The 15,712-nt window shown below is 72.5% G+C and carries 12 protein-coding genes; 6 read left to right on the top strand and 6 right to left on the bottom strand.

The genetic code is table 11. From position 1 onward, the window contains the following. Positions 1-334 precede the first annotated feature (334 nt). Together NQU54_RS09875 and NQU54_RS09870 are read left to right on the top strand one after the other, a co-directional pair. Positions 335-1,732, top strand: coding sequence for an NsdA family TPR-like regulatory protein (locus tag NQU54_RS09875; protein WP_167502086.1), 1,398 nt, complete (start codon positions 335-337; stop codon positions 1,730-1,732). Positions 1,733-2,053: 321 nt separating this feature from the next. Continuing rightward, positions 2,054-3,685 (top strand): hypothetical protein, encoded by a 1,632-nt coding sequence (locus NQU54_RS09870; RefSeq protein WP_257630723.1) that lies wholly within the window; start codon positions 2,054-2,056, stop codon positions 3,683-3,685. 94 nt (positions 3,686-3,779) lie between these two features. On the opposite strand, the gene NQU54_RS09865 is transcribed toward NQU54_RS09870, so the two are convergent. Next, positions 3,780-5,093, bottom strand: coding sequence for an ABC transporter substrate-binding protein (locus tag NQU54_RS09865; protein ID WP_257630722.1), 1,314 nt, complete (start codon positions 5,091-5,093; stop codon positions 3,780-3,782). Between the two features lie 171 nt (positions 5,094-5,264). Between NQU54_RS09865 and NQU54_RS09860 the strand changes: the two genes are divergently transcribed. After that, positions 5,265-5,711, top strand: coding sequence for an SCO4402 family protein (locus NQU54_RS09860; RefSeq protein ID WP_208973081.1), 447 nt, complete (start codon positions 5,265-5,267; stop codon positions 5,709-5,711). Positions 5,712-5,742: 31 nt separating this feature from the next. Then, the gene (gene purU, locus NQU54_RS09855) at positions 5,743-6,612 is read left to right on the top strand and encodes a formyltetrahydrofolate deformylase (RefSeq protein ID WP_257630721.1); all 870 of its coding nucleotides are present in this window, start codon (positions 5,743-5,745) and stop codon (positions 6,610-6,612) included. 114 nt (positions 6,613-6,726) lie between these two features. On the opposite strand, the gene NQU54_RS09850 is transcribed toward purU, so the two are convergent. Beyond that, the gene (locus tag NQU54_RS09850) at positions 6,727-8,406 is read right to left on the bottom strand and encodes a zf-HC2 domain-containing protein (protein ID WP_257630720.1); all 1,680 of its coding nucleotides are present in this window, start codon (positions 8,404-8,406) and stop codon (positions 6,727-6,729) included. Beyond that, entirely contained in the window at positions 8,403-8,981 is a 579-nt protein-coding gene (locus tag NQU54_RS09845) for a sigma-70 family RNA polymerase sigma factor (RefSeq protein ID WP_167502080.1), read from the bottom strand. Before NQU54_RS09845 ends, NQU54_RS09850 begins: the two co-directional genes overlap by 4 nt. Before the next feature lie 309 nt (positions 8,982-9,290). Here NQU54_RS09845 and NQU54_RS09840 point away from each other — a divergent pair, with 309 nt between their 5' ends. After that, a complete protein-coding gene (locus tag NQU54_RS09840; protein WP_257630760.1) occupies positions 9,291-9,668 on the top strand; it encodes an STAS domain-containing protein in 378 nt (125 codons plus the stop codon). Positions 9,669-9,922: 254 nt separating this feature from the next. Here the strand turns inward: NQU54_RS09840 and NQU54_RS09835 are convergent, their stop codons facing one another. The 3 genes from NQU54_RS09835 to NQU54_RS09825 form a co-directional block, all read right to left on the bottom strand. After that, positions 9,923-11,317 (bottom strand): sensor histidine kinase, encoded by a 1,395-nt coding sequence (locus tag NQU54_RS09835; protein WP_257630719.1) that lies wholly within the window; start codon positions 11,315-11,317, stop codon positions 9,923-9,925. Beyond that, on the bottom strand, positions 11,314-11,982 hold the full coding sequence (locus NQU54_RS09830) for a response regulator (RefSeq protein ID WP_069870503.1): 669 nt from the start codon (positions 11,980-11,982) through the stop codon (positions 11,314-11,316). The genes NQU54_RS09835 and NQU54_RS09830 overlap by 4 nt, the downstream gene beginning before the upstream one ends. Before the next feature lie 455 nt (positions 11,983-12,437). Then, positions 12,438-14,141, bottom strand: a complete 1,704-nt coding sequence (locus tag NQU54_RS09825; protein ID WP_257630718.1) for a helix-turn-helix domain-containing protein — start codon at positions 14,139-14,141, stop codon at positions 12,438-12,440. Positions 14,142-14,208: 67 nt separating this feature from the next. Between NQU54_RS09825 and NQU54_RS09820 the strand changes: the two genes are divergently transcribed. After that, positions 14,209-15,567, top strand: a complete 1,359-nt coding sequence (locus tag NQU54_RS09820) for an alpha/beta fold hydrolase (RefSeq protein ID WP_257630717.1) — start codon at positions 14,209-14,211, stop codon at positions 15,565-15,567. Positions 15,568-15,712: the final 145 nt, after the last annotated feature.

Raw genomic sequence — 15,712 nt, 5'->3', positions numbered from 1 at the left:
GGGCCCCCGCACGGGCGGGGCCCGTCGGGGGCCGGGGTGCGCGGTGACGGCACGGCGGGGCGCATGGATGCACGGGCGGGGGCGCGTATGGGGTTGCGGCTCCGTAAGCGGGTAGCCACCATGCGTGACGGGCGTGCGAGTGTCCGGCGGCCATGCCGCAGCGCCAGGGGGAGGGCGTCCCGGACTCGTATCGGCGCCGTACGCGAACGATGCGGTCGATGTGGTCAATGCGGGCAAGTTCCGCATTCACCGTATACCTGCGATATCTGCGGGGCATCACTCAGCAACAGGAACGGATACGCCGAGAACGCAAGCAGTCACAGGGGGTAAAGCCATGGCCGCTAGGCCGCTTGTGGCGCGGCAGCCGAACGAACGGTTGCAGGCGCTCATCCAGGAAGCCGGGTGCTCCAACGCCGGGTTGGCGCGCAGGGTCAACATGTGCGGCGCCGAGCACGGTCTCGATCTGCGTTACGACAAGACCTCGGTGGCCCGCTGGCTGCGCGGCCAGCAGCCCCGGGGCAGGGCGCCGGGCATCATCGCCGAGGCGCTCGGCCGGAAGCTGGGCCGTACGGTCACGATCGACGAGATCGGCATGGCCAACGGCAAAAACCTTGCTTCAGGGGTCGGTTTACAGTTCTCGCCGACCGTCCTCGGCGCTATAGAGCAGGTCTGCGAGTTGTGGCGCAGCGATGTGGGGCGCCGTGACTTCCTCAGCGGTTCGACGGTCGCCGCCTCCGCGCTGGTCGAGCCCAGCCGCGACTGGCTGATCACCGGTGCGGACACCCAGGTCGCGCGCACCGCGGGCGCCCGGGTGGGGCGCTCCGACGTGGCCGCGGTGCGGGCCACCACGGACGCGCTCGTCGACCTGGACCACCGCTACGGCAGCGGCCATGTGCGCCCCGTCGTCGTCCACTATCTGAACAGCGTGGTCTCCGGGCTGCTGGCCGGCTCGTACACCGAGGCGGTGGGCCGTGAACTCTTCGCGGCGGTCGCGCGGTTGACGGAGCTGGCGGGCTATATGGCGGTCGACACCGGTCAGTCCGGTCTCGCCCAGCGCTATTACATCCAGGCGCTGCGGCTCGCCCAGGCCGCCGGGGACCGGGGCTACGGCGGCTATGTGCTCGCCGCCAGCATGAGCCATCTCGCCGCCCAGCTGGGCAATCCCCGCGAGATCGCCCAGCTGGCGAAGGCCGCTCAGGAGGGCGCGCGTGGCCAGGTGCCGCCGCGCGCGGAGTCGATGTTCCTGGCGGCCGAGGCGCGCGGCCACGCCCTGATGGGGGACGCGCGGGCCTGTCAGACGGTGGCCGGGCGGGCGCTGGACGCGCTGGAGCGGGCCGTGGGCAGCGGTTCGGGCTCCGTCACGGGCGACGACCCCATCTGGATCCGCCATTTCGACCATGCCTATCTGGCCGATGAGCTGGCCCACTGCCATCGCGACCTGGGCCAGGCCGAGCAGGCCCGGCGGCGCGCCGAGGAGGCCCTGGAGGGGCTTCCGGAGGGGCGGGTGCGGCGGCGGGCGATCGGGCTGCTGCTGCTGGCCACCGCGCATGTGCAGCAGCGCGAGGTGGAGCACGCCTGCCATATCGGCACCCAGGCGGTGGACCTGCTGGGCACGCTGCGGTCCAACCGGGGCGCGGAGTACCTGGACGACTTCCAGCAGCGGCTGGAGCCGTATCGGGACGAGCCGGTGGTGCGGGAGTTCGGAGCGCGGATGCAGATGCAGGTCGCCTGAGATCGGCGCCGGGACTTTCCCCGGAATTTCCGCCGCATTTCCTTTGAACGCACCGGTGTTGTGGGGTGCGGGGCGCTACGGGTGCGTTGTGCTGTGATCACTGGTGCGTGTGTTGTGTGGCGTGTGCGGTGTGGAGTGCGTTGCGTTGTGATTACTGGGGGTACGGGTAGGGTTCATATCGCCCCTGATCGCGGTGATGTGCCCCATGTTCGCGGTGACCAGTCTCTCCCTGCCCCGACGGCCTCATGGGCACCGTGCCGTCTGGGGAACCGGTAGCGTGAGCCGACGATTCCGTAGTCCCCGTATAACCAAGGAGTCCCGGTGACGCAGAGCGGTCAGGGGAATGAGCCGCGGCTTCCCGCGGTCCCACCCGCGCAGCCTGTGCGCGAGGGGGTCGTGCTGCCTGCCCAGGGGGACTACAAGCCCTCGGACACGCATCAGGCGGCCCCGGCCGGGGGGCAGGCGTGGGGGCAGCCCTGGGGGCCGCAGAGCGCTCCGGAACCGCCACCGCAGGGGGAGTTCGGCGCACCGCTGCCGCCCGAGGGTCAGCCGTACGGACAACAGCCCGAGGGCCAGCCGTACGGTCAGCAACAGCCCGATGGACAGCCTTACGGGCAGCACCAGGCCGAGATCCAGCCGTACGGGCAACAGCCGCCCGAAGGGCAGTACGGGCAGCGACGGGCCGAGATCCAGCCGTACGGACAGCTGCCCGAGGCGCAGCCTGACGGGCAACAGCAGCCCGAGGGGCAGCCTTACGGACAACAGGGCTGGCCGGCCGCTCCGGAGAGACCGGCCCAGCCGCCGTACCAAGCCGCCGACGAGACCCAGGTCATGCCGCCCCAGCCCGCCGGGGACGCCGACGCGACGCAGGTCATACCCCCGGTCCCGGGTGAGGCCCCGCCGCCCCTGGACACCCCCACCACCACGCTCGCCGCGGTCAAGAGCGCGCCACTGCCGCCGGAGAACCGGCCCGAGTCGCCCGCCGAGTCCACCACCCAGCTGCGCGCCGTACGCCCCGGCCGCCGGGGCGCCCACCGCCAGCAGCCCCCCGCGGCCGCCGCGGACGAGACCGCGGTGCTCCCGCCCACGCCAGCCGCCATGTCCGCGCCCGGCTCCGCGCCGCAGGTCCCGGAGCGGCCCGGCGGCGCCCCGTACGCGATCCGGCCCGGCCGTCCCGGGGACCGGCCGCCGCCCTCGGAGTTCGACGGTCTGTTCCGTGACAGTGGCGGCGCCGACGAGACCCAGCAGCTCCCGCAGTTCGGCCCCGACGTTCCGCAGCCGCCGTCCCCGCCGTCCGGTGGCCATGGCGGCGGCGGTGGCGGGCGCCGCCGGATGTCGCGGGGCATGCTCATCGGCGTCGTGGTGGCGGGCTGCGCGCTCGCCGGTCTCGCCGCGGGAGCCGTGCTCAGCATGGGCGGCGACGACGACAACAAGAAGAACGACACGACGCTGAGCGACTCCTCGCCGAGCGCCGAGCAGTCGTCCGAGCCGGCCGACCCCGCCGAGCCCCAGGCGAAGGCGCTGGACGCGCTGCTCGCCGACAGCAACAACAGCCGGGCGTCGGTGATCAAGGCCGTGGACAACATCAAGTCCTGCAAGGACCTGACCACGGCGGCATCGGATCTGCGCACGGCCGCGGGCCAGCGCAATGACCTGGTGACCCGGCTGGGCAAGCTGTCGGTGGACAAGCTGCCCGACAACGCGCGGCTGACCGCCTCCCTCACCAAGGCGTGGAAGTCCTCGGCCAGGGCCGACAACGAGTACGCGGCCTGGGCCGACCAGACCGGCGGCAAGAGGGGCTGCCACAAGGGCAAGGCCCGCCGTACGCCCCGGGTCGGGGCGGCCGAGCGGGCGAGCGGCGAGGCGACCCAGGCCAAGAAGACGGCCTCGGGGCTGTGGAACCCGATCGCCTCCAGGTACGGCCTCACCACGCACGAGGCCACGGAGCTGTGACCGGCGGCCGGGGGCGGCCGCGCCGTCCCCGGCCCGGGTTCGGCGGGCGGCAGCGGCTCGGCGCGCCCGGGTCGGCCCGCCGGGCGGTCGCGGCTCAGTCCGCCGGGTGGTAGCGCTCCAGGATCTTGGAGACGTTGACGAACCCCTTGCGCACCGCCACCAGTCGCCCGTCCCGCACCATTTGGTAGGTCACGTCCGCGTTGACGATCCGCGAGTAGTTGGGCACGTGCAGCGTGTCCTCGTAGCCCCAGCGCAGCGTCGGCGTCAGCCCGCCGGTGTCGACCGCGTGGCCGTTGTCCAGCGCGTTGCGCACGGTGCGGGCGCTGATGTCGTCGGCGTGCAGGGACATCAGGACCGAGCGGAGCACGGTGTAGGCGATCCAGGTGGTCTGCGTACCGGGGTCGTCCGGGTCGATGCGGTTGTCGTCGAAGGCGTACTTGTTGATGACCTTCTTCATGGGGTTCCAGTGCGGATCGTCCCCGGCCGGGTACCAGCCGGTGGCGTAGGTGCCCTCCAGGGGGCTGGAGCTGCCGCCGGTGGAGTCTATGAGGGACTGCCGGACGCCGCCGAGTATGGAGGCTATCCGCACCTTCGGATGGTTCTCCTGTACCCGGCGGAAGGAGTCGAAGAAGGTGCCGGTGCGGTTGCCGAGCGCCGCGGTGACGCACGAGCTCTCCAGGGTCGCGCCCTGGTCGGCGGTGCCGAGGGAGGTGTCGGCGCCGACGCTCTCCAGGGCGCTGGTGGCCTGCTTGCTGTAGTCGCCCGCGTCCTCGGGGGCGCGGACGTCATGGGCGGTGGCGCGCTTGCCCGCCTTGAGGCCGGTGTTGAGGAGCTGGGGGAGCTCGTCGCCCGCGATGGTGTCGGGGCGCACGAGCGCGGTGCGCTCGCAGCGGGCGGCCAGCTGGCGGCCGTTGCCCACCAGCAGGGCGGCCTGGCCGCCGTTGACCGGATAGGAGTACGGGCTGTCGAACTCCTCCTGCGTCACCCCGTAGCCGCCGACGTAGGGGATGCCGGCGACCTCCAGCGGGGAGATGAAGGACCGGCCGTACTGGCTGTACGAGCCGACGACCGCGACGGCCTTGTCATCCTTGGCCTGCTGTGCGCAGCCGGCGGCCTGGACGGCGTCGTTGCGCTCGTTGCAGGTGACGACCTGGAGCTTGCGGCCGTGGATTCCGCCCGAGCCGTTGACCCAGCGGGCAAATGCCTTCGCCATGGCGGGCATTCCTGGCATATTGGTGGCTTTGGTGCCTTCGGGAGCCCAGGTCATGACGGTGATGGGCTCGTTGTCGCCCTCGTTCGACAGCACCGCTCCACAGCCGGTCAGCAGCGACACACCGACCGCCGTGGTGCACAGTGCCGCAACGGCGGCTCGGATGGGGCGGGAGGAGGGGCGTCGCCGTCCGGTCATGGCAAGCGAGCCTGGCGCTTCGGGAGGAACACAGCCGTTATGACAAGACAAGGGATGGTGACGTAGGGGTGAACAGCGGGGGTTGAGCCGACTCTATGTGTGAAGAACGTACGATCAGTGATTGTGCAAGGTTCGGAGAAGTCTTCCCGTCGTGCCCGTCGCTCGACCACCATGGGAGCCATGCCTGTCAATGACATGCCGTGGTGGCGCTGGCGCACCAATGTGCGCTCGGCGCTGCATATGCTTTCGGATCCCGTCTTCCAGCAGGAGTGCTGGCTGGCCGGCCAGCCCGGGTACGGGGATGTGACGGACGCCGTCTACCGGCTGGTGGAGGACACCTGGCTGGACAACTGGTCGGCCGAGAAGTACGTCGGGACGATCTTCCGTGACTCGCAGGAGGCGGCGCTGGTCGATGTCGCCGTGCTGCGGGTGCTGAGGATCATGCACCAGGCGGGCGCGGACGCCCCGGTCTCGGCCTACCTCGAGCACCATGGCTGGCCGGAGGCCGTACGGGCCGCCCGCGAGGCCCATGTGCGGCTGGCCACCAACGACGGCGAGGACCCGGATGTGCCCCCACGCACCCTCGAAGTACTGGCGATCATGACGCAGGCGGTCTGAGCCGTATCACGGGTGTGGGACGCTAAGGGTCATGAGTGAGTCGCGTGCCGTCCCCGACCAGTACATCCTGACGCTGTCATGCCCGGACAAGCAGGGCATCGTGCACGCCGTGTCGAGCTATCTCTTCATGACCGGCTGCAATATCGAGGACAGCCAGCAGTTCGGGGACCGTGACACCGGGCTCTTCTTCATGCGGGTGGCCTTCCGCTCCGTCTCACCGGTGCGGGTGGAGGACCTGCGGGCCAGCTTCGCGGCGGTCGGCGAGTCCTTCCAGATGGACTGGGAGATCCACCGCGCCGATCGGAAGATGCGCATTCTGCTCATGGTCAGCAAGTTCGGGCACTGTCTGAACGACCTTCTCTTCCGGTCGCGGATCGGCGCGCTGCCGGTCGAGATCGCCGCGGTGGTCTCCAACCACACGGACTTCGAGGAGCTGGTCGGCTCCTACGGGGTTCCGTTCCACCACATCCCCGTGACGAAGGACACCAAGCAGCAGGCCGAGGCCCGGCTGCTGGACCTGGTGCGCACGGAGCATGTCGAGCTGGTGGTGCTGGCCCGCTATATGCAGGTGCTCTCCGACGACCTGTGCAAGGAGCTGTCGGGCCGGATCATCAACATCCACCACAGCTTCCTGCCGAGCTTCAAGGGCGCCAAGCCGTACCACCAGGCGCATGCGCGCGGGGTCAAGCTGATCGGGGCGACCGCCCACTACGTGACCGCCGATCTGGACGAGGGCCCGATCATCGAGCAGGAGGTCGAGCGCGTCGGCCATGGGCTCACCCCGGATCAGCTGGTGGCGGTCGGCCGCGATGTGGAGTGCCAGGCGCTGGCCCGTGCCGTGAAGTGGCACAGCGAGCGCCGGGTGCTGCTCAACGGCCATCGGACGGTCGTCTTCGACTGACGGCCGTCGACCGGCTGTTTTCGGCGGGCTGCTCTGTCCGCCGACTGCTCGCGGCTGTTCTCGACTGCCGACTGTTCTCAACTGGCTGTTTTCGACTGGCTGTTTTCGACCGGTTCAGAGCCGGGACAGGGACGCGGCGGCGAAGAGGACGTCCCGGATCGCCTCGGTGTCCCCGGACAGGCCCGCCGCCGCCTCCTGCGGCGGCACATGCCCGGACGCCAGCAGGTAGAACGCCTCCTGGTCCAGCGCGATCGTCGCCACCGCCTCCTCCGGTGCGGCCATCGCCGCCGGGGAGTCCAGCGGGATGTACCAGTCGCCGCCGCCCGTGCCCTCGACCTGGAGATGGAGCGTACGGCCCGGGGTGCCCGCCTCGACCAGCCGGCGGGGCGGGGACGCGAGCCCGGCCCGGCGCCGCTCGGCCAGCGTCCCCGGAAGCAGTCGGGCACACAGGTCGATCATGGCCTTGAGGTGGGTGGAGGCCGGTGGTTCATAGGGGTAGTCGATGGCCTCGGCGATGTCCCCGGCGTGCACCCAGCACTCGAGGGCACGGTCGAGGAAGGCGTCACGGATCGGCAGCGCGAAGTCCCCGTACGGCACATCGAGCTCGGCGACGCCGCGCCCGGCGAAGGACACCGTACGGACCAGGGCATGGCCCTGCTCACGCCACAACTCCCGGACCGCCCCGGGCGGTCCCGACCCGTACGCGGCGCCGGGCTCGTGGTGCCAGTACGCCTCCGTGCGGGCCTGGGGCGAGCCGGGGGCGTCGGCGCCCAGCGGGTCGGGGAGGCCGAGCGAGGTGGCGACGATGCCGTCCACGACCATCAGATGGCCGATCACCCCGGCGACGGTGGTGTCCCGGCTGGTGAGCCGCCGCCCGTCGAACCACTTGAGCCGCACCGGCGCACGCCACTCGGCCTCGCCCATGTCGCGCAGCAGCGCGTCCAGCCGGGCGGCCTCGGCGTCGTAGGCACCGGCCCAGCCGGGCATGGGTATCCGGGCCGGACGGCGGCCCAGACAGCCCGCGAGCACGCGGGAGCGCAGCATCGGGTCGAGGTCGAGGCTGTGCTCGGTGTGCAGCAGCCCGACGGCGTCGCGCAGCCGCAGCGCCTCCTCGGCGCACGAGGGGCAGTGGTTCAGATGCGCCTCGACGGCGGCGGTCTCCTCCTGCGAGCACGCGGTCAGCGCCCAGGCGCCGAGCAGCGATCGGAGCAGATCGTGCGGGAGCGGAAGGGGCGCCGAGGGCGTGGGCGCCGCCAGGGGTGCGGCCGGTGGCGCGTACGGGGACGGTGGCGTGTACGGGGGCGGGGACGGGGGCACGGAGGCGGGCCGTTCCGGCTCCGGCTCCGGATTCGCTTCCGGTTCAGGGCCCAGGGCGGCCGGTTCCGGTTCAGCTCCCGGGGCGGCGGGGTCAGGGCGCGGCTCCGGTGCCGATTCCGGTTCGGAGTCCGCGGCGGGTTCCGAACCGCGTTCCGGGCCGCGTTCCGGGCCGCGCTCCGAACCGCGTTCCGGGCCGAGCTTTGAGTCGCGTTCCGAACCGCGCTCCGGTGTCCGTTTCGCCGTTGGTGTCTCGTCCGCCGTGGGCGGGCGCGGGGCGGGGATGCCGCCGTCCAGGGCGCCCGGCCAGTGGCCGCTGTCCTCGGCGGCCGGCCGCTGCGGCGGTATGCGTGGTGGCCCGGCGGGGTGGGAGGGCAGATCCGGTTCGCCTCCCCGTCCGGGCCCGTCTCTGCCGTCCCCCGGGCCGGAGCTCTCGCCGTAGGCGTCGTCGTACGGGTCCGGCCCGCCGCGCCCGCTCACAGCGCCCGTCCGTAGCCGGGGGGCGAGACCGCGCGGGGCGGCTGCACATGGGCCGTCGACAGCAGCTGGAGGCCCAGCCGCAGGCGGCGTCTGGCCTCGTCCTCGGTCACCCCGAGGGCGGCCGCGGCCTGGCGGTAGTCGCGGCGGTCGAAGTAGGCGAGCTCCAGGGCGGCGCGCAGCGGGGCGGGCATCGAGGTGACGATGTAGTCGGCGCGGGCGGCCACGGACGCCTCGCGGATCCGCTCCTCCAGGGCCTCGGTCGAGAGCGTGTCCCCGTCGGCCGGGGCGGTCTGCGAGGTGCGCAGCCGGTGCACGGCCTGGCGCTGGGTGAGCATGGCGATCCAGGCGCGCAGCGAGCCCTGCTGGGGGTCGTACGCGTCCGGGTTCTCCCAGACGTAGCCGAAGACTTCCCGGGTGATGCGGTCGGCCGCCGTCTCGTCCTCCAGGACCCGATGCGCCAAATTATGGACAAGTGAGGCGAATCGGTCGTAGAGCTCGGCGAGTGCGGCCGCTTCACCGCGCGCCAGACGCTGTTGCATCCTTCGGTCCCAGCGGGGTGGTGCGTCATTCGCCATGCGACCCCCTTCCCGAGTCGTCCGGCCGGCCCTCCAGGCACTATGCCCGCGTTCATATCGAATGTAATGCCGGTTGCTCACACAACACGCGTCCATCAGGCAAAGTGCGTGGGAATCAGGCCGCGCATGGTATTGGCGCGGTCACTTTGCGCAGGATCGGGGAGACGAAACGCTTCGCCGCGGCATAGGGTCGTCCCTCACGGCGTATGCCTGGGGGAGTTTCATGCGCCGACGGGCGGGCAGCCGCCCGGGAACAGCAAATTCCGGTTGCGGCGAGCGAAGGGCTTCGGGCGCGTGACGTTGAAGGTGATGGAGGACCGGCGGGGGGAGTGGGTCGTTCTCCAGGTCTCGGGGGAGATGGACCTGGTGACCTCGCCCGCAGTCCGGCAGCACGTCCACGACGCGGTCGCCGAGGGCCGCCACTGGCTGGTTCTGGACCTCTCGGAGGTCCGGTTCTGCGACTCCAGCGGGGTCGGCGTACTGATCGCGGCGCGTCGGCTGATGAGATCGTGCTCGGGCCGGCTGCGGCTGATCCTGCCGCCGCAGGGCGCCGCCCACGGTTCGCATGTGCACCGGGTGCTGGCGGCCCTGGGGGTGCGGCGGCTGTTCGATGTCTATCCCGATCTGGGGGCGGCCACCGAGCCGGACGGGGAGGACGAGGACGCGGTCGACCCGCTGTCCGCCTGAGCGCTCCGCCGGACCCGCCCTGACCTGCCGTCGATCGTCCGCGGCGCCGTCGCCGTCGTAGCCGGTCGCGCCCGTGCGGCGGAGCGGCATGTCGACACAGCCCCGCGCCCCTTCGGGGCGCCGCAGAACCGCAGCCGACTTCCGCGCCGATCCGCTCAGGGGTGTCCGTCGGCCCCCTGGAGCCGTCCGTCCGCCTTCCAGAGGCTTCCGTTCGCCCATGGGTGTCCCTCCGCTCAGGGGCGTCATCGGCCTGTTCATGCCGCCGGTCCCGTGGCGCGTGGGGACTCGGGGAAGTCGGCCCGTACGACGAAGCCGCCCTCCTCCGTGGGCCCCGCCTCCAGCGTGCCGCCCAGCAGTTGAGCGCGCTCCCGCAGCCCGACCAGACCGTGACCGCCGCCCGGCAGCCCGGGGGCCACGGCGGAGGCGTCGGGCGGCCCGTTGCGCACCTCGACCCGCAGGCCCCGTACCTCCTCCGCCTGTTGAGCCGCCCCATGAGCCGCTCCCGGCACGGCGGCCGCCTTCGGCCGCGTCGCCTGGCGCCCTGCCGACTCCGGCCGTGCCGACTCCGACCCCGCCGATTCCGGGCCCGGCGCCTCCGCCTCGTTCACCCGTACCGTCACCCGCGCTCCCGGCGCGTGCTTGCGGACGTTGGTCAGCGCCTCCTGGACGATGCGGAAGGCGGCCCGTTCGACCGCCTCCGAGTGGCCCGGCCGCTCGGTCGCGCCGTCCGTCTCGAAGGTGACGTTCAGGGCGCTGAGTTCGATCATCCGGGCCAGATCGGCCAGCCGGGGCTGCGGGGTCAGCTCCTCGTGGTCGCCGCCCGCCGCGCGCAGGATGCCGACCATATGGCGGAGTTCGTCCAGGGTCCGCACCGACAGCTCGCGGATCGTCCGCGCGCCCTCCCGCGCCTTCGCGTCCTCCGCGCTGATCTGCACCGCGCCGGCCTGGAGGCTGATGAGGCTGACTTGATGGGCGACCACGTCATGCATCTCGCGGGCGAGCCGGGCGCGTTCGGTGGACAGCACCTGTTCGGCGATCAGCTCGTCCGCATGGCGGCGGCTGCGGGTCAGATCCTCTATGCGGGCGGCGAGTTCGCCCCGGGTGCGCACCAGGAGGCCGAGCGCGATGGGCCCCACGGAGGTCACGCACGCGTCGATGAGGGTGAGGGTGTTCTCCCGGTACGCGGTCGGCTCGAAGTCGGAGACCGGCCAGGGGATGAAGTGCGCGGCGGCCAGCAGCAGCGCGGAGATGCCCAGCAGCCGGTGGGCGGGGCGGAGTACGGCCACCGTGTAGAGGGCGATCATCGGCGCGAACCATACGTAGCCGATGAGGATCCCCGGCAGCGTGACCAGGAAGACCAGCGCGGGCAGCTTCCGGCGCACCAACAGCGCGGCGGCCGCCACCAGCGAGACGTTGAGCTCCAGCCCGAAGGTGACGCCGTTGACGAGCAGCGCGTCGGCCACCGCGAGCAGGACGGGGACGATCAGCGACCCCCAGCGCATGACCCGGCGCGGCGGCCGCCACCGGGCGGGCGGGGTGGGCGGCGGTGACGAGGGGGACGCGGGTGGCGAGGCGGGCGCGGGCGGCGGGGCCGGGGGCGCGCCCGGCTTGTCCGGGGAGGAACCGCGGGACAGCGGGGAGACGCTCATCGAGGGCCGCCTATCGGCGGCCGGCTGCTGACGAGCCCGGCCCGGTCGGCGACGATCGCCGCCTGGACACGGTTGAGCCCGCCCAATTTGCCGAGGACCGCCCGCACATGGTCCTTGACGGTGCTGGGCGCCAGCCCCATCCGCTCGGCGATCTGCGGATTGGCCAGCCCTTCCCCCAGCAGCGCCAGCACCTCCCGTTCGCGCGGGGTGAGTGCCTCGACGGCCTCGGCGGCCGTCGCCTCCGCCTCGGCGGCGAGGTATCCGCCTATCACGGCGCGGGTCACGGCCGGGTCGAGCACACTGCCGCCCTGGGCGAGGGTGCGCACGGCCCGTACGAGCTGTTCCGGATCGGTGTCCTTGAGGAGGAAGCCCGCGGCCCCGGCGCGCAGCGCGGCCGCCAGGTACTCCTGGACGTCGAAGGTCGTCAGCATCGCCACGGCGGGGGAGCGGGGCGCGGCCCGCAACTGTCTGAGGACGCTGAGCCCGTCGGCGTCCGGCATCCGGATGTCGAGCAGGACCACATCGGCTCTGCTGCCCAGCACCGTGTCCACTGCGGCGGCCCCGGAACATTCGGCGACCACTTCGATATCCGGGGCCGTGCCCAGGATCAGTCGCAGACCGGATCGTACGAGCGCCTCGTCGTCCACTACAGCCACACGGATCACCGGCCGCTCCCTCGCCTCAGCTGTCATGCCCATTGCTCGGACAGCCTGCCCCATCGGCGGGCGAATATGGAGTGGTTGGCTCCGTCAGTGGGCGGGAACACCCCCGCCGGTCGGAGGGGGTGACGGCAGACCAATGGGGGATTTCCCTGGTGGTTCCCACCAGGCAGAGTGGAGCTCAAGCCGCATCACCCCGTGGGGTTCGTCCCGGAACCCCAGCACCGTGAACGCGCCGGAGTGCCTCCCGATGCGCGTCCGGAACGGCAGCGGGGCGTTGCCGCGGTCAGGCCGCCGCGACCCCCACACGCGGCGGCCTGTTCGTCTCTCCGACCGCCCGCCGTGCGGTGCGCCCCGACCAGGCGCTCCGACCGGCGACCCAGGCGCCGGCCGGCCCCCGAGAAGGTACGGGGAAGGGCCGGGCGGGCGGTCGGTGGGGGCGGGAGGGGCCGATGGACGCCTCACATGGGGGGCTCGGCGGGAGCCGGGCCCAGGGTGGTGGTGCCGGGCGCGGCGCGGTGGCCGAGCCCGGTGCGGTAGGCGTCCATCGCGGCCTCCAGGCGGCCCTCCCGGCGCAGCAGGTCTCCCAGCAGTCGGCACAGATCGGCCAGGTCGCCCGCCGCGCCGGTGCGTTCCAGCAGCGACAGCGCCGCGCAGTAGTGCTCCTCGGCGGCCTCGACGTCGCCCCGCTCGTCCGCGATCAGGCCCAGCAGTCGGTGTGCGCCGCCCGCGTGGACCGCGCCGCGCTCGGCGGTCAGCCCGGCCTCGTCGGCCGTCGCGCCCGGCCCTCCGGGGGCGGTCATGGGTTCCGGGGCGGCCCCTGGGGCGGTCGCGGGTTCCGGGGCGGCCCCTGGGGCGGTCGCGGGTTCCGGGGCGGCCTCTGGGGTGGTCGCGGGTTCCGGGGCGGCCCCAGGGGCGGTCATGGGTTCCGGGGCGGCCCCTGGGGCGGTCGCGGGTTCCGGGGCGGCCCCAGGGGCGGTCATGGGTCCCGGGGCGGCCTCTGGGGTGGTCGCGGGTTCCGGGGTCTCCACCGGGCCCGGGGCGTTCACCGGCCCCGGTGCGGGGGAGCGCGCCAGCAGCGGCAGCAACAGGGCTTCCGCCTCCGCCGTACGGCCGCGTCGGCGCAGCACATCCGCCAGCTCGACCTCGACCTGCACGGTGAACAGCGCGGCCCGCTTGGAGGCCAGCATGTCCCGTGCGGTGCGCAGTTCGCGCTCGGCGCGCTCCAGATTGCCGTCCTGGGCGTGCACATAGCCGCGCATCCAGTGGCAGTGCGCCAGGTCGGTGTGGATGCGCAGCTGTTCGTACAGCTCCTGCGCCTTGGCCAGGGAGGCGTCGGCCTCGGCCGTCCGCCCCTCGGCGATCAGGGTGCGGGCCACTCCGCGGTGCATCCGGGCGATGAGCCCCGGGTCGTCCACGCTCGGGGCCAGCGCGAGCGCCAACTCGGCGGCGCGTACGGCACGGGCGTGCGCCCCCATGTCCATATAGGGCGCGATGGCCGCCGTATAGAGCAGCAGCAGCGCGTACGGGTCGTGCAGCCCCGAGGCGTTGAGCTCGTCGATGGCGCTCTCCAGCAGATAGCAGGAGTAGCGCAGTTCGCCCGCGAGGAGATGGGCCACGGCCCGGCCGCGGATCGCGGGGATCCGGCGGGGCAGCGGTTCCCCGGCGAGCAGCCGCTCCACGTCCTCGAAGTGGTCGCGGGCGAGGGTGAGTTCGCCGGTCTCCAGCGCGCAGTCGCCGAGCCCCAGCAGGGCCGCCGAGCGCTCCTCGGCGAACCCGAGCCGCTCCGCCTCGTCGCGCACCTCCTCGAAGAGCCCGGTGGCGTCCTCGGCGGCGCCGGTCGCCAGTGCCCGCCGGGCATCGGTGAGGGCGGCCCGCAGCCGGGTGGCGTCGCGCGGTGAGCGGCCCGTGGTCAGCTCCTCGTAGCTGACGCCGAGCCGGTCCGCGAGATGGCGCAGCGCGGCTTCGGAGGGGCGCACCTTCCCGGCCTCGAGGGTGGAGACATAGGCGGCGGTGTACGCGGGCTCGGCCAGCTGCCGCTGGGTGAACCCGCGCTCCGTGCGCAGTCTGAGCACCCGGCGCCCCAGCTCGGCGGTCGACTCCGCCCCGGCCGCCCCCGTCACCGTTCCCGCCGTCCGCCCGTCACCGGCGCTTCTGTCGGCCACCGTGCCCTCTTCTCCCCGGCGGTAACTTAATCGCCGGGCTAAGTCCATTTAACGTGAGGATTGAAGGATGCAGCAGGCAAGCACAGCGGTACCGGCCGGGCCGGGCGCCGTGACGACCGTCCGTCAGCCGGAACTGCTCCTCGCCGACTATCACTTCGACGTACCGCTCGACCATAAGGCTCCCGAGGGCGAGCTGATCCGGCTTTACGCACGAGAGGTCGTCGCCGCGGGGAAAACCGCGGCCCAGCGCGAGCGGCTCCCCTGGCTGCTCTACCTCCAGGGCGGACCCGGCAGCGGTGCGGACCGTCCGGTGGGCCGCTCCGGCTGGCTGGACCGCGCGCTCGACGATTACCGCGTGCTCCTCCTCGACCAGCGCGGCACCGGCCGCTCCACCCCGGCCAACCGCCAGACCCTGCCGCTGCGCGGCGGCCCCGAGGAGCAGGCCGAGTACCTCTCCCACTTCCGCGCCGACGCGATCGTGCGCGACTGCGAGCTGATCCGGCGCCGGCTCATCGGGGACCGCCCATGGACCGTGCTCGGCCAGAGCTTCGGCGGCTTCTGCGCCGTGACCTACCTGTCCCACGCGCCGGAGGGGCTGGACTCGGTGCTGCTCGCGGGCGGACTGCCCGCGATCGACAGCGGGATCGACACGGACGCCGTCTACCGGACCGCCTATCCGCGGATGGAGCGCAAGACCCTCGCCCACTACGCCCGCTACCCGGACGACGAGGCCACCGTCCGTGCCCTCGTACGGCATCTGACCGACCACGAGGAGGTCCTGACCGACGGGACCCTGCTCACCGTCCCCGCCCTCCAGCAACTCGGCTTCCTGCTCGGCACCGGCTATGGATCGCACCAGCTGCACTACCTCCTGGAGGACGCCTTCGTGCCCACCGCCGACGGGCCGCGGCTGAGCGATACGTTCCGCGAGCGGATGGCGGCGGTGCTCTCCCGCGCCGCCAACCCGCTCTTCACCCTGCTGCTGGAGTCCATCTACGCCCAGGACGGCCGGGCCACCGACTGGGCCGCGGAGCGGGTCCGCGCGGAATTCCCCGCTTTCGACGCCGGTAAGGCGCTCGTGGAGGACCGTCCGGTGCTCCTCACGGGCGAGACGGCGCACCCCTGGATGCTGGACACCCACGCCGCGCTGCGCCCGCTGCGCCGCACCGCCGAACTGCTCGCCGAACGCACCGGCTGGGGCCCGCTGTACGACACCGGGCGGCTGGCCCGTAACACCGTGCCGGTGGCCGCCGTGATCTACCACGACGACCTGTACGTGGACACGGAGCACTCCCTGGCCACCGCCCGGTCGATCCGGGGCCTGCGCACCTGGGTGACCGACGAGTTCGAGCACGACGGGATACGGGCCGGGGGCCGCCGGGTGCTGGACCGGCTGCTGTGGCTGGTGCGCGACGGGAGGGGGTGAGGGGGTGGGCGCCGGGCATGGTTGTCCGGTGTCCGATTTCCTAGCCACTTCCCTAATTCCCATTGCCCCCGACCCCCGGACCCCTTAGGTTGAGCGGCGAATTAATCCTGCTTAACTGGCCGCTTATCGCGAAGACTTCGGGAGT

Source organism: Streptomyces malaysiensis subsp. samsunensis, assembly GCF_024519315.1.
Classification (GTDB): Bacteria; Actinomycetota; Actinomycetes; order Streptomycetales; family Streptomycetaceae; genus Streptomyces; species Streptomyces malaysiensis.
This window is presented reverse-complemented; position numbering and strand designations above follow the sequence as displayed.